General features: G+C 34.5%; 12 protein-coding genes. 11 read left to right on the top strand and 1 reads right to left on the bottom strand.

The features are described from left to right. Positions 1–52 precede the first annotated feature (52 nt). The 6 genes from AC4CUY_RS16210 to AC4CUY_RS16185 all read left to right on the top strand — a co-directional run bounded on the left by AC4CUY_RS16210 (position 53) and on the right by AC4CUY_RS16185 (position 7,415). Complete coding sequence (locus AC4CUY_RS16210) at positions 53–424, top strand: hypothetical protein (protein WP_303578003.1); 372 nt, start codon at positions 53–55, stop codon at positions 422–424. Beyond that, positions 421–948: a glycoside hydrolase family 108 protein gene (locus AC4CUY_RS16205; protein ID WP_490774430.1), complete on the top strand. Its 528-nt coding sequence runs from the start codon at positions 421–423 to the stop codon at positions 946–948. The genes AC4CUY_RS16210 and AC4CUY_RS16205 overlap by 4 nt, the downstream gene beginning before the upstream one ends. A gap of 148 nt (positions 949–1,096) precedes the next feature. Then, positions 1,097–2,203 (top strand): hypothetical protein, encoded by a 1,107-nt coding sequence (locus tag AC4CUY_RS16200; RefSeq protein WP_490774429.1) that lies wholly within the window; start codon positions 1,097–1,099, stop codon positions 2,201–2,203. 11 nt (positions 2,204–2,214) lie between these two features. Further along, positions 2,215–2,607, top strand: a complete 393-nt coding sequence (locus AC4CUY_RS16195) for a hypothetical protein (RefSeq protein WP_490774428.1) — start codon at positions 2,215–2,217, stop codon at positions 2,605–2,607. A 124-nt stretch (positions 2,608–2,731) separates the two neighbouring features. Then, positions 2,732–6,817 (top strand): tape measure protein, encoded by a 4,086-nt coding sequence (locus AC4CUY_RS16190; protein ID WP_490774427.1) that lies wholly within the window; start codon positions 2,732–2,734, stop codon positions 6,815–6,817. A 64-nt stretch (positions 6,818–6,881) separates the two neighbouring features. Continuing rightward, complete coding sequence (locus AC4CUY_RS16185) at positions 6,882–7,415, top strand: hypothetical protein (RefSeq protein WP_490774426.1); 534 nt, start codon at positions 6,882–6,884, stop codon at positions 7,413–7,415. Positions 7,416–7,461: 46 nt separating this feature from the next. Here AC4CUY_RS16185 and AC4CUY_RS16180 read toward each other — a convergent pair whose 3' ends face one another. After that, positions 7,462–8,292: a BRO-N domain-containing protein gene (locus tag AC4CUY_RS16180; RefSeq protein WP_490774425.1), complete on the bottom strand. Its 831-nt coding sequence runs from the start codon at positions 8,290–8,292 to the stop codon at positions 7,462–7,464. 148 nt (positions 8,293–8,440) lie between these two features. On the opposite strand from AC4CUY_RS16180, the gene AC4CUY_RS16175 reads away from it, so the two are divergent. From AC4CUY_RS16175 to AC4CUY_RS16155, 5 genes are all read left to right on the top strand, one after another. After that, a complete protein-coding gene (locus AC4CUY_RS16175; protein ID WP_490774424.1) occupies positions 8,441–8,689 on the top strand; it encodes a hypothetical protein in 249 nt (82 codons plus the stop codon). A 277-nt stretch (positions 8,690–8,966) separates the two neighbouring features. Continuing rightward, a complete protein-coding gene (locus AC4CUY_RS16170) occupies positions 8,967–9,986 on the top strand; it encodes a helix-turn-helix domain-containing protein (RefSeq protein WP_490774423.1) in 1,020 nt (339 codons plus the stop codon). Positions 9,987–10,209: 223 nt separating this feature from the next. Then, positions 10,210–11,481 (top strand): DNA cytosine methyltransferase, encoded by a 1,272-nt coding sequence (locus AC4CUY_RS16165; protein ID WP_490774422.1) that lies wholly within the window; start codon positions 10,210–10,212, stop codon positions 11,479–11,481. Next, positions 11,474–13,630, top strand: coding sequence for an ATP-binding protein (locus AC4CUY_RS16160; RefSeq protein WP_490774421.1), 2,157 nt, complete (start codon positions 11,474–11,476; stop codon positions 13,628–13,630). Before AC4CUY_RS16165 ends, AC4CUY_RS16160 begins: the two co-directional genes overlap by 8 nt. Then, positions 13,630–15,141 (top strand): hypothetical protein, encoded by a 1,512-nt coding sequence (locus AC4CUY_RS16155; protein WP_490774420.1) that lies wholly within the window; start codon positions 13,630–13,632, stop codon positions 15,139–15,141. The genes AC4CUY_RS16160 and AC4CUY_RS16155 overlap by 1 nt, the downstream gene beginning before the upstream one ends. Positions 15,142–15,265 lie beyond the last annotated feature (124 nt).

Genomic DNA, 15,265 nt, shown 5'->3' with positions numbered 1-15,265 from the left:
AACAGGCACCCAACCGGGTGCTTTTTTATTGCCAAAAATTAGGGGAAATATATTGAACGATCCAATTTCAATCAAAGGTCTACCATGGCTTTTTAAAATTGTTGCAGCTGTTATTGGGGCTATTTTTGCACTTACTTTAAGTGGAGATATAGACACTCAAGGCCGCATTAAAATCACCATGGGCGTCATTATGAAGTTCACTTTTAGCGTGGCCATTAGTTTGTATGGTGGCTCAGCTTTTATTGAATACTATGACTTAGCCCATTACACACATATGGCACAAGGTTTTGTGATGTTGATTTTTGCCATTTTTGGAATGCTTTGTATTGGTATTGCTTATCAGTCCGTACAGCTTCTAAAAGGTAAATCATTTAATGAAATCATCACAGAGATTAAAGAAGCATTTGGAGCGATATTTAAATGAATTTTGAGAAAGCATTTGCTCGATTAATTGGCCATGAAGGTGGCTACTCAACTGATCGTAATGATCCTGGTAACTGGACAGGTGGAAAAGTTGGGAAGGGAGTTCTGAAAGGAACTAAATATGGTATTGCTGCCAACACCTACCCGAATTTAGACATCAAAAACTTAACACTCGAACAAGCCAAAGCAATTTATAAAAAAGATTGGTGGGACAAACTGGGAGCTGAACAACTCCATCCTGCGATTGTTTATCAATTATGGGATTTCGCCGTGAATGCTGGAAAGAGTCGAGCCGTAAAAGAATTACAACAAGTCGCAGGTGTGATTGATGACGGTATTTTAGGTGCAAAAACGATTGCTGCGGTTAAAGCATTATCTGTGACTGATGTTTTGATTTTATTAACTGCTGAGCGTTTGCGATTTTATACATCGTTAACCACTTGGGGAACTTATGGCAAAGGCTGGACGAACCGGGTTGCAGATAACTTAAAGTACGCAGTGTCAGATATGAAGAATAGTAATTAACGATATGAAATTAATCGTCAAACTTAGCTTTACTGAATTTACTAATAGGTATTAGAAAGCATCCAAACAGGGTGCTTTTTTATTACCAATTTCACCCCAAGGCAGTCCGATGACTGTCTTTTTTTATGTCTAAAGAAAAGGAAACACAATGAAAAAGAGCTTAGCTTTTTTAACTGGTATTTGTTTAGCCCTGAGTTCGGGTTTAGCAAGTGCCGTAACGCTTAATGGTTGGGCATTAACAAATCCAGTTGCGTTAGATGCATCTGGTTTAGTTAATGGTTCTAAAAATGTTGCTGATCTAGCTAAGAAATCTCATGCTCTTATTGCGCCTGTTGCAAAAGATGTGAGTAAGGTTTTAGTTCGAGGTGCTGGTGGTTTAGCACTTTCAGTAGCAGTAGAGGAGTTGTTGGGTGCTGTAGATTGGGTGATGGATCCAGCGAATAATCAGATTCGGTATAAAGAAAAATCAAAACCTGCTAATGAGGATCCTACTATTCCATGGATTTGGAAGGCGGGTGGAGGATTAAACACTGACTATATTTATTCAGATCCTCAAACTGCTGCTCGTGATGTTTGTGCTTTTTACAATGAAACTTTCAAATCAGTTTATTGGTATTCAAATAGTGATAATCCCTCTAACTCAACCATAGCTTATGTTCGTTGCTTACGTAAAGATGGCTCGCCAGATGATTGGGATGTTCAAGGCAAAGCTAATCCTCTTTATGACCCTAATGCACAAAATAACGAGAAAACCCTCCCACTTGATGCAGTTTCCCAAAAGATCATTAGCAACGCCCAATCTGGCAATACTGATGCACAAGTTGCTACAGTTGCAGCAGCTCAAGATATCTTAAATGAAGCTGAGAATGATGCAGAGAAAGCTAAACCGATTGTTCAGCAGTTAGAAAATAATTCAACGAATTGTAATTCTGATGACCCAGATCCTGAAGATGTAAATTGTGGAATCGAACCTACAGAACATTCCAAACTTCGAGCATCAGAGGGAAGACCAGTTGGGAAAGTTGTAAATGATATTCAAAGAGCAAGAAACTCAGATATTTTTATTCAGACCAGTAATAATAGATTTATTGTAAGAGGGGTTAACTCACGAGAGCATATCGTAAGCAAAGATGCTGAACATATTACAACTGTTGAGTTAAGAACGACCAAACAACATAATAAACTTTTGAATCAAGGTGATAGACGGTTTGCAACTCAAGCTGAGATTGATCTTTTAAAATCATTTATCAAATAAAGGAAAAAACGATGACTAATGAAATTGATGAAAACGATGAAATTGTTACAGATGATGTTATACAAGTGTGTTATGCATTATTAACAGAATCAAAACTATTAAGTGCAATGAACTCATTGTTAACTTTGGAAAAAAATCAGTGGTTGAATATATATGATGATTGGCTTGTACATGAATCGAAGTTATTTCATAGTAAATTAAAAGAAGTTTTAATATCTTATTCAATCGAATTAGATGCTCTAAAAAATGCTTATGTTTTACGAACCGCATTGCCTAAAAGTAAAGATTCTAATTATCAAATGATCTTTTTTTTGAATGAAGAGACACTAGAGCAAGGTTCAAGTATTTATAACTTCGGTTTTTTAAAAGCTGAAATAGATCGGTTAATTAATCCTTCTGCTTAATCAAATCTTACCGCCTATAGGCGGTTTTTTATACCCAAAATAAAACCCCGAGAGTTTGCACTGTCGGGGTTTTGTTTATCAGCAATGCGCCGTTAGGCGCTTTTTTTACGCCTAAGGAAAAGTCATGGCTGAACAACGTAGCACACTCATTATTGAAATTAGCTCAGAACAAGCAGCACGTAATGCACGTGCTTTAGATCGAGAGCTACAAAGTATCGAACGCACTGGTAATTACGCAACTACTTCAATGAACTCTATGTCAGTGGCAGCAAGGCAGTTGGCAGGGTATTTGGCTGGGGTTGTGACTGTCGGTACTGCGATCGCTAAGATGGATATGTACACAGGTCTACAAAATAGACTGAAGCTTGTGACTGCAAATCAGAATGAGCTTAATCAGGCGATGAAAGATACTTTTGCTATTGCGCAAAACACTGCTCAAGCGTGGGATTCAACAGCTCAGGTATATCAAAGATTTGCTCAAAATGCGAAATCACTTGGAATTAATTTAAAGGATGCAGCAACACTCACAGAGACAGTTTCAAAAGCAATCTCAATTAGCGGTGGAACAGCAGCATCAGCAGAAGCTGCATTGGTGCAATTTGGACAAGCCCTTAGCTCAGGAATCTTAAGGGGGGAGGAATATAATTCTATCGCAGAACAGGCAGGTGGATTAAGAGATGCAATTGCGAAAGGGTTAAATATTTCTGTTGGTGATTTGAGAAATTGGGCTAATGAAGGAAAGCTCACAACTGATGTGGTCATCAAGGCTTTAAAGAACGCAAAAGTTTCTGTTGATGACTTATTTGGGAAAACTGATTTTTCAATTGGTCAAGGGTTTGTTCAACTTGGCAATGCTGTAGCTAACTATGCTGGTGAACTTGGTAAGTCAACAGGTATATCTAAAACGATGCAAGAATCATTAAAAAGCCTTGCTGATAATTTAAACACAGTAACAAACATTGCCATGATTGGTGGGGCGTATTGGCTTGGTACTTATATTCCAGCACTTTATACAAGCACAATGGCAGGCTATGGAAAAATTAAGCAACTTACTGAACAGACATCCATTCAGTATGCTGCTATACAAGCAGAGCGGGTAGCAGCAGCTCAAGAGTTGGCTGGTGCAGAGGCTCGAGTAGTTTCAACACAGGCAACTTTGGCGGCAATTGCAGCTGAAAAAGCATTAGAGGTACAAAGATTAAAAGAGCAAATCAATAGTATTGGTCGGACTGCATCAATAACACGAATGGCTGAGCTTAGAAGAGTTGAGACTCAGGTTACTGCTGAATTAACAGTTGCTCAAAATGCTTTGGCCGCTTCTCAAAGCCGAGTTAATGCAGCCCAAAACCTATCAATGGGTGTTGGCCGTGGTTTACTTGGTGTACTGGGTGGACCAGTAGGATTAGGTTTAACTGTTGCGGCTGTTGCTGGTTCATATCTAATGCTCAAAGATAGTACCAAAGATACAACTGCCACGCTTAATTTACAAAAGGGCACTGTAAGTGAGTTAGTTGAAGAATATTCAAAGTTGGATGAGCTTCAAAAACGCACAACAATGCGAGAGCTCGAAAAGCAAGTTAAAAGCTTGGCCACGAGTTATACAGTTGCTTATTCAGATTTGAGCGCAATGATTGGATGGCTTGAAGAGTCAGGCTCGGTGTCAGAATCTACAGCAAGAGAAATCAATAAGCTATTCAAAGAATACAATAAGGGCAAAATAAGTTCATCTGAATTTGCAACAGCAGTAAATAACTTATCAGGAGTTCAGAAAAAGCATAAAGTTGAAATCGATGAGTTGACTACAGCCCATGCAAAAGCTGATGCAGAATATAAAAAGGTTAAAACTGCTCAACAAGCATTAACAAATCAAACTTCATCTGCAATAAAGGCAAATAAAGACGAAACAGACTCCATCCTTCTTAAGAAGAAAGCTCTTGAAGAGTCAAAAAAGGCCTATGACAGTTATAAGTCAGGAGCTTTTGATGATATTAAAGAAATGGCAGCAAGGGCTAAATTGCAAAGTATGGGGCAGTCAGATGCCTTAATTGAGCAAAACTTGAAGGTTTTAAAAGCATTAAATTTTGATCCACTTAAAACTAAGACTCCTTACGCACAGGAAATGTTTAAGGTTGCTGATATTTCGGCAAAAATGAAGGAAAAAGAGGATTTAATTACCCAAGCGAAAAAAGATCAAACTAAGGAGCTTGAGAAGCAGCTTAAAGTCTTACAGATTAACGAAAAAGTTAAGGCTAATGCTGCTAAATATGGCTTTGAAAATATAGAGTCAAAATACGGTATTTTGCCAGGGCTGCTTTCAGGCATTCATATGCAGGAATCACGAGGTAATGCTAATGCCATTGGTCCTATGACTAAATATGGTACTGCAAAAGGTGGATTTCAATTTCTTGATGATACCGCTAAGCGTTTCAAATTGACTGGAAGCGATGTATTTGACTTAGGTAAATCAGCAGAGGCAGCAGCTAAATACCTTCAAATTCTCTATAAAAAATTTGGCTCGTGGGATAAGGCAATATCTGCTTATCATGCAGGCGAAGGGAACGTAGAGAAAGGTACTAAAATTGGACCAGTAAACCGTCAATATGTTCAAAACGTAAAAGGCTATATTGCAGGAACAAATGGTTTTGAAGGCTCAACTAAAGACTTTGATACTTCTGTCAATGATTTAGTTAAGTTCTTGCAAGTTAAGCAAGACATAGAACTGCAATATTCAAGTGGTGAGATTCAACGCAAAACGGAACATGAGAAGAAATTATCAAATATTCAATCTCATTTTTCTGGTGATACATACACAAAACTTGAGCGTCAAGAGAATGAACGATTTGCAAATGAAAATCGACTTGCTGAACTTCAATTTGACTTAAATGTACGGGGTTGGAACTGGACATATGAGCAACGAATTCAAAATGAAATCGACACTCAAAAAGTAACTATTTCTTTAAACAAAGAATATTCTGATATTCAAAAACAGATTGCTAAAGAAGAGGTTGATGAAAAATTTGCATATGAACTTAAGAAGTTTCGTGAGACTCAGCAACTTAAGCAATTAGAATATAACTTGATGTACACTGATCAATTGAATCGTGCTAGAGATAAAATTGCACAATATTCTTTAAATCCATTTGATTATCAACGTACAGCATTAATAAATCAACAGACTGATTCTTATGCTAAAAATGACAAATCTTATTCAGAAGGTCTTCTTAAAGTTGACAAGGAATATCGTGACGGAGAAATCCTTCAGGAGCAGCATTTTGAAAGGATGCAAAATGCGCGTCGATTACATAAAGAGAATGAGTATGCTATTTCACTTGAATTTAAGCGTAAAGAGGAAGATTTAGCAAAATTCCAACAGCAAAATCAATTGCAAATATGGAGTGGATTGGTTTCTTCCAGTCAAACAATGTGGTCACAACTAACTCAATCGGTTAAAGAAGCTTCTGGTGAGCAAAGTGCATCATATAAAACTATGTTTGCAATGCAGCAAGCTTTCTCGATTGCATCCACACTAATAGCAACACATTTAGCAGCAATGCAGGTGACAGCAGATGGCGCAAATCCAACTTTGTTCGGGAAAGTGACAGCACACTCAGCTATTCTTGCAATGGGTTATGCTCAAGCAGGACTGATTGCATCACAAGCAATTGCAGGATTTGCTACAGGTGGCTTATTTACTGGAAGTGGTCAAGTAAGAGGTGCTGGAACAGAAACAAGTGATTCGATAAATGCAAAACTATCGGATTACGAGTTTGTGACACGTGCTTGGGCGGTAAAAAAAATCGGTGTTGAAAACATGAATTACATGAACCGCACTGGTGAAATGCCTTATCAACGTGAATATGAAGCGTTAAAGATGCAATTTTTAATACCAAATAAGAGTGAGAATATTCCTGCATACAAGGATGGTGGCTTAATTGGTGTTTCTCGAATAAGTAATGTTGATGTTGAAAGGAAGCAGTTTGAATCTATTAAGCAAAATAGTTCAGGATCAAGCGCACCTATTGTCAATATTTACAATAGTGTCTCAGATAAGGTGGAGGCTACCACTTCTTGGGATGGGAAGGAGCTGACAGTAATCATTGAGGATTTAAAGAAGCAAAATAAAGCAGAAACCCAATCATTAATTGCTCAGTCTTGGCGAGACGCTGAGCGTCAAGGTGGTGCTTTGGATAGAATAAAAAAAGGTAGATAGCCACTTTGGTGGCTTTTCCCTTGATTAATTGATATTTTATAAGCACTTCAAGGAGTGCTTTAGAATGAAAAAATTATTATTAATCGGTTTATTGGGACTATATTCAACATTAGCTAATGCTGAAATTGTTACCAATTCTGCTGGCGAGAAAATAGAGTTAAAACCAAACGGCACGTGGATAAAGGCTGCTAGTGATAATTCTAAATCCATAGACTCGCATAAAATCACAAAAGATGATTTAATTTTTTCGGATAAAATTATCACAGGAAACCCAAATCCTTTAAGTAAAAAACTTAAAAATGGAGAAGATCATGACACTGATGTAAAAATTGATTTTATGGTAGGTATTCCTGAGAACATTAAATCTTTCGATTTAGAAAAGCAGAATAAAATGATTTTTTTAGCGATTGAGAATACAAAATCAACATTAAAAAATCCTTACTCTTTTGTACCTAGAAAAATCCAAATTTTGGATAGCAGTGCTACATTATGGTATGTGGTTGTAGAATATACTGCGAAAAATTCATATGGTGCTGATGTTGCAAACAAGCGAATTTTTAAATTTAGTCAGGATGGAAAAATTATTGGAGCTGTTTAAGGCTACCAAATTAAAAAACCCGCCTAAGCGGGTTTTCTTCAATCCATCAAGCCAAATACCATTCCATTGAATGGGGTTGCATATCACCAACATGCTTTAGCGTAATGCCGTAACCAATTGCTTTTCGGTTCAATAGATTGGCATGACACGAAACTTCTTGTGTTAAACCCATCAGGCGACTTGCATAACTGCTTTGAATAGCGGTTAGTGCAGGGTAGAGTTCATTTTTAACGAACTTCGCAAGAATCGGCACGTACCACATTAGAAATTGAACATTTTGATCTTGTAATACAGCTTGAATATGCGGCTCAGTATCTTTGTGTTTGTTTGCCTGACTATACAAAGCAATCAAGTGATGAACATATTCAACTGCGACAGGAATCGTATCGTAAGGAATCTCATCAATGTGTTTTACGTTGAAACGCTGATGAACGAGCTTGTAAGCATCACTGTAGTTAAGATGTTTAGTCTTGGCTACGAGAAGATTTACAGCATTGGTTAAAGGTTCACGTTCAGATTTGTGGGTTTTAGCTACTGGTTGACCGACTTCTTTATCTAAAACGTCAAGCACCCATTTGCGGAATTTTTTTGCAACAGATGTTCGTGCAAAGAAAGTAATAAGGTGACACCCTCGAGAATTGAATATACGAGTGGATTTTTCAGAGTTTCCATTACCAAAACCCTTGACACTCATATTGAGGGTCAAGGTCATATCGTTAGTAAACTCATCTTTATTACGTTCATAGATTTGAGTTACAGCATCAGATTTTGCATAACCTAAAGCTTTCGCAAGTTCACTCGCCGTAAGCCAAATTTGTTGTTCATGCTGAACAGGGTTAAATTTCACATCGTTAAAGCTTAATGCTATATTAGACATGTCTAATTCTCCTAAGATTTAGATATAACCCCTTGCAGACGTCGAAATCAGGCAAGGGGTTACTTGTTTTGACACTAAAATTAATGTCATTGACAATACAATAATATATTACTAAAATTAGTGTCAAGTTATTTTTGAGTTTAAGTTCATGAGCAGAGAAAAGCAGGATGAATGGAAGCGAACACAATTAAGAATTCCTCATGATCAGTATGAGGCTGTTATGGTGTATGCTGAAAAAAACAACCTATCTCTAAATTCTGCCATGTTGGAGTTAATGGAAAGGGGATTAAAGCCAATTAAGCATCTTGATTTAATCGAAGAAAAAATGGAGATTAGTGAGAGTGTGATTGATTCTATAGCCGACAAGGTTGTGGAACGCTTAAACAAGAAACCTTAAGCCAGATTTGTTGTTCATGCTGAACTGGGTTAAATTTCACTTCGTTGAAACTTAATGTTAGACTTGTCATGTCACTTTTCCTTGAATGAAAGTTGATAGGAGCCCTGATGCCGTCGAAAGTTATCAGGGCTTTTTTAATATATGTATTTGTTAAACTTTAGTCAATACTATTTATGACACTAAATTTTTGACACTACTGTTGACACTATTAATTTTTATACTATTATTGGTACTATAGTTTTTTCAATTTATTTTAAAACTTTTATAGAGAATTAATATGATTTTCAAACAAGATGAATTGAAGAGGTCGCAACTTCGTTTGCCATTAGACTTGCATGAAAGGCTCGTTAAATTCGCCGAAAAAAATGGTTTATCAATGAATTCTGCAATTGTTGAAATACTTGAAAAAACATTGAACGATGATATTACTTTATCTAAATTAACAGTTTTAGAAAGTTTAGAAAATATTGAAAATTTATTAAAATCAAAAGAATTCGCGTTTGATAGAAGTTCTGAGGTTGCTACAAGATTAGTTGATTGTTTGAAGATGACCAATGATTTAGTTCATCCTAATTTAACACCGTCTAGAGTTGCTGAATTACTTGGAGAAGAGTCTGCTTCAAAATTTCAAGATTATTTCTCGGGAATTAACGAACCATCATTTAAGGAGCTAGAGAAATTTGCAGTATTTTTTGGTGTAAATGAGGGTTGGTTAAAACATGGTAATTTACCAAAATTTAACGCAGATTATTTCAGGATGTCACTTAATCCAGAAATAGCTACAGTTGAGTTATTAAATTTAAATGATGAAACGAAAGAAAAGCCAACAGATATATATTTAATAAGAAACCAGTCACAAGCTGGAGAATTATTAATAATTCGAAAATATGGTGAATGGAGAGTCGATATTCTTAGAACACCTATGCATGTAAGTAATGTTATTGGTGCTGGGGGATATGGAATGCTTAAAAGCTTCTTTGTCACATTAAGAATTTTATATAGTCTATATACATCTTCTTTATGTAAAAATGCTGTTAATGTGCGTGGTTACATAGTTAAAAATAATAAGTTTGATGATTTAAGTGAAGGAATAATACATCCTCTATCTTTATTAAAAAGTGAATTTAATAGTACGTGGTGGGAAGATATTTGGGATGCAGGGATGTATAAAAAAAATGAATATTGGGATGGATTTGGTAACATAGCACAATCTATCCAAGAGGGAATTCAAACAGATGAAAATTTATCAAGACTTGTTGATAAAATTAGATCTCAAGAATTAGAGATCCTTAAATAGGAAACCACCTCAAAAGAAACCGCCGAAAGGCGGTTTAGAAAGAAGCCAAAGCCATGTGATTACTAACATAATGGAGTTTTCTTACAAGTAATAAGCTCGAACGATTTATTGTATTTATGCTTTATGCATTAACCAACTAGGCTAGAGAAAATTCGTAATTTGTACTTGAAACTGATTAAGTTACCTGGCACTCTAGACATATAAATTTTATGACTTTTGTGGTATGGAAAACTTTAGCTCATCATTTAATTTCCTAGATCTATTTGCAGGTGCTGGTGGGCTATCTGAAGGATTTATTCAAGCAGGATTTAGACCTATCGCACATGTCGAGGCAGATGTTGCTGCATGTGCAACTCTAAAAACCCGTCAAGTTTTTCATTGGTTAAAACAACAAAATAATTTAGAGCCTTATGTAAGATACCTAAATGGTAATATTGGAAGAAATCAGCTTTGGAATGAGGCGCCACCTGATGTTTTAAATTCTATTATTAACGAGTTTATTGGACCAGATTCAATAGATAGAATTTTTTCACAAATTGATAAAGCTCTTAAAGGGCAATCAATTGACTTAATTATAGGTGGTCCACCATGCCAAGCATACTCCATTATTGGTAGAGCACGTGGCAATATGAAAGATGATCCCCGTAATCATCTTTATATACAATATGTAGAGTTTTTAAAGCATTATCAACCTAAATATTTTGTATTTGAAAACGTACTAGGGCTTCTTTCTGCGAGAGACCCAGATGGTGAATTATATTTAGAAAAGATGACTAAACTTTTTAAAGAAGTAGGTTATTCCGTAGAATATAAAATACTAAATGCTGTAGATTTTGGTGTTTTACAAAACAGGAAACGTATTATACTTATAGGGAAAAAAGGTAGAGACCATAAAGACTTCTATCCTGAATTAAGTATTAATATTCCAAAAGCTACTGTAAATGATGCCCTAGCTGATTTGCCAGAAATAAAAGCTGGAGAGGGGTCACATTTACCTTGTGAAATTTCACATTCTCAAAGTCAATGGTTAGTTCAAGCGAATATTAAGACTAATTTGCCTGTTACATGGCATCAATCTAGACCAAATACTAAGCAGGATCTAGAAATATATAAATTCGCTGTTAAAAAATGGGATAAACATAAAAAAAGATTAAATTATAATGACTTGCCTGAAAGATTGAAAAGTCATAAAGTAACATCATCATTTACCGATCGTTTTAAAGTTGTTGCGAGTGACTTAGAAGCCTCTCATACTGTTGTTGCACATATGTCTAAAGATGGGCATCACTATATTCATCCTGATATTAAACAAAATAGATCGTTAACTCCTCGTGAGGCTGCAAGGCTTCAAACTTTTCCTGATAATTATTTTTTTGAGAGTCAATCAGGAAAGCCTAGCCGTACAAGTGCATATAAACAGATTGGTAATGCTGTTCCAGTATTATTAGCTCGAGTTATAGCAGAAGCAATAAAGGATAATTTAGATAATGAATGATCATAAAAAATTTGAATTCAAACCCCGTGCTCGTTTGCTAGCTCAGTTGGGTGATCAACTTATTAAGAATGAGCATATCGCAGTAATTGAATTAATTAAAAATGCTTACGATGCAGATGCCACATATTGTAAAGTCATCTTGGATGACTTTATTAATCCTGAAACTGGAACTATTACTATTCTAGATAATGGTAATGGCATGGATATTGATATTGTCGAAAATGCTTGGTTAGAACCAGGTAGTGATTCAAAAGTGAATGCTGATAACACACCTAAACTTTCTCCAAAATATGAAAGATTGCCAATTGGAGAAAAGGGAATTGGACGATTTGGTGTGCATAAATTAGGGAATGTTATTCAACTCATTACAAAAAAAGAAAATTGTAAAGAGGTCGAAGTTAAAATCGATTGGAAAGACATTAATAGTGTTAAATATTTAAAAGATGTACCTATCCAAGTTGTAGAACATGATATCCCGACTGTTTTTAATGAGTCAAAAAATCAGACTGGCACTAAAATTATCATTAAAGGGCTCAAAAATAAATGGGATAGAAAGTTAGTTCGTGAGCTCGCACGAACGGTAAATTCTTTAAAGTCACCATTTGTACAGTCAAGTGAAAAGTTCGAACCATCTTTAACGCTTATGCAAAATGACGCATGGCTATCAGAATTACAAAACTGGGAGTCTGTGCGAGAAAGAGCTTTGTTTAAATTTAGAGCAGTACTTTCGGGCACTATAATTGAAGAATTTAGCTATAAATTTATGCCTTGGCCTGAGATGTTAGATAAACTTTCACCTAGAGAACTTGATGTAAATTATCCGCTTATTGCTGAAAGTCGCACTCTTTATAAATCAGAAGGTAAAAATAGAACACTAATAAATCTTGATGAACATAATATTGGAAAAATTCAATTTGTTGGTTATATATTCGATTTAGATTCTATGGTGATGAATTTTGGAATAGTTGATAAAAAAGGTTTCAAAGATATTCTAAAAATGAATTCTGGTGTGAAAGTCTTCAGGGATAACTTAAGGGTTTATGATTATGGTGAGCCTGAAAATGATTGGTTAGGTTTAGATCATCGTAGATTTCAAAGTCCGGCTAAGGCATTGAGTAATAACTTAGTCGTAGCCGCAGTGCAAGTAGGTAGGAAAAATAGTACTGATTTGCAAGAAAAAACCAACAGAGAGGGTTTTGTTGAGAATGAAGCGTATCACGTTTTTAAAGATTCAGTTTTACATGTATTGGATCTGATTGAAGCTCTTAGAGTGGAAGACAAACTTAAATTAAGACTTGAATTTGGTGGAAAAAAAGAATCTAAAACGGTTGATTATGTAATTAATGAAACTAAAAATTATGTTGAGAAGAATGTTAAAGATGAGCCAGTTAGAAAAGAAATTGTAAAATATCTTCAAAAAATTGATTCTGATTATAAATTAGTTAAAGAAAATCTATTGCATGCGGCTGGTTCAGGCTTGAGTTTATCAATTGTAATTCATGAAGTAGAAAAAATTATCTACGAAGTAGAAAAAATTCTTAAAAAAGAAGGGAGCTCCGTAAGAGCACAAAACTTAGTCAAACATTTATCATCAATGATTGATGGCTATTCTGAATTATTAAAAAAATCTTCTCAAAAAGTACAATCTTTAAGTGATATTATTGATCAAGCTTTGTTTAATACCGAATTTCGTCAAATGTCACATTCTGTCGAAATTATAAGTCAATATAAAAAACGTGAAGATATTAAAATTAAAATCTCAAAAAATTTGGTTTTAGGAAGTTTGCAAAATATCCTTGATAATTCTTTCTATTGGTTAGGCCGAAAATATGATGATAAAGATCAATCAATAGGTCATAAGAAAATCTTTATCGATTTCCAAGAAAGTGAACACAAATATCATCTTCTTATTGCTGATAATGGTACAGGTTTTTTAAGTGCTGATAAATCATTACTCACTGAGCCATTTGTATCATATAAACCAAATGATTCAGGTATGGGATTAGGATTACATATTGCTAGTCAAGCATTGATTGCGAGTAATGGGATTTTGGAGTTTCCGGATTTTCATGATTTTGAAATTCCTGAAGAATTCAAGGATGGAGCAATTATAGCTCTTAGCTTTAGTAAGAAGAATGAGGTCAAATAATGAGTTTACCTGAAACAGGAAGAATAATTATTATTGATGATAAAATTAATCAAGCATTACCATTAATTAATTATCTATCTAAATATAGATTTCCGTTTAAGTACTTTAATGGCGAGCTAAGTAATTTACCTGATCAAGGACAAGGTTTTACCGATATTAGATTAATCTTTTTAGACTTAAATTTAGTTGATAATTCCATACCTGATAGGACGCACTTTTCTAAAATTAAAGCTGTATTGAATCGAATTATTGAAAGTGTATCACACCCTTATTTATTGGTTATCTGGTCAAGGCATGAAGAAAAGATAAGCGAGCTTCAAGATTATGTTTTTGATGAAGTTGGAGGAATGAATCTTAAAAAACCTTGTCATATTATCTCTGCAAATAAGCTTTCTTATTATGAGCTGGATGGGACAGAGGTAGTAGGTTCAGATTTCAATGAGTTAAAAATCTTGATAGAAACAGAGCTTCAGCAATTTCCGGAGTTAAAGTCTATTTTGCAATGGGAGAATGCTATAAATAATGTTGCTCATCAAGTTTCATCAGAAATTTTTAACTTGCAAGGTTCTTATCAAGATTGGGCTTTAAATACAAGGAATATACTTAGCTTATTTGCACAAGTAAGCATAGGAAGTCATTTTTCTACATCAGATAACAGCACCAAATTGAATTCCTCTTTTGAAGTTATTAATCAATTATTTATGGATAAGCTTGAAACACATTTCTATGCTTTAGACAAGGAAAATATTGAGTTTTCTAATACTATTTATAATGATGACATATCCAAAAAGAAAATTAATACCAAATTATTAACTGGTACTGCAGTTAAACAAGATATTTTTTATCCAGGTGTTGTTATAACATCAAGTGATGAAAATTTGAAAAAAATGATATTGAGTAAAATACTGACATCAAATGTGACTTCAATAATTTCAGAATGGGATCTCAATGAAATTCCATTTTGTGATTTAAACCAAAATATGCAAACGGAAATTTGCAATAATAAGTGCATTTCTGAGAACGAACATTTTGATACATTAGAAGTAAGTGAAAAAAGAGCATATAAACGGGAGATAATTACTGAATTACAAAAAACGGTATATTCTATTAAAATTGGTCAACTATCGAAATCAAAGAAAAAAGAGAGCGAAGAAACATATATAAATAACTCTATATATTTAATAGAAACTTGTATTGATCCACTATGTGATTATGTCCAAAATAAATTGGTTCATTCTAAATTTATTCAAGGAGTAATTTTAGAAGAGTGTTTTCTAGAATATATTGATAAAAATTCTGAAGCTATTTATATTTCTCCAATTTTTAGCTTTGAAGATAAAAATGTATTTTTGGTTTTTGATTATAGGTTTTTATTTACAAGAAAGACGATACATACTCAAGATATAACAGGAACCTTACTATTCCGTTTAAGATCAACATTATTGGCAGATATACAGTCAAAATTATCTCGTCATATTAATAGACAAGGTATTCTTTATATAGATAGATAATATGATATAGACTACTAAACTATCTTAGCTTATTTTTAACATGGCTTAATATGAGGCATTTTTAACAAGTATCTTATATGCAAAAAACGATTATCTTCAAATAAATATTATCTCGAAAGTAATA

Source organism: Acinetobacter sp. 778_lipA (assembly GCF_058242985.1).
This window is presented reverse-complemented; position numbering and strand designations above follow the sequence as displayed.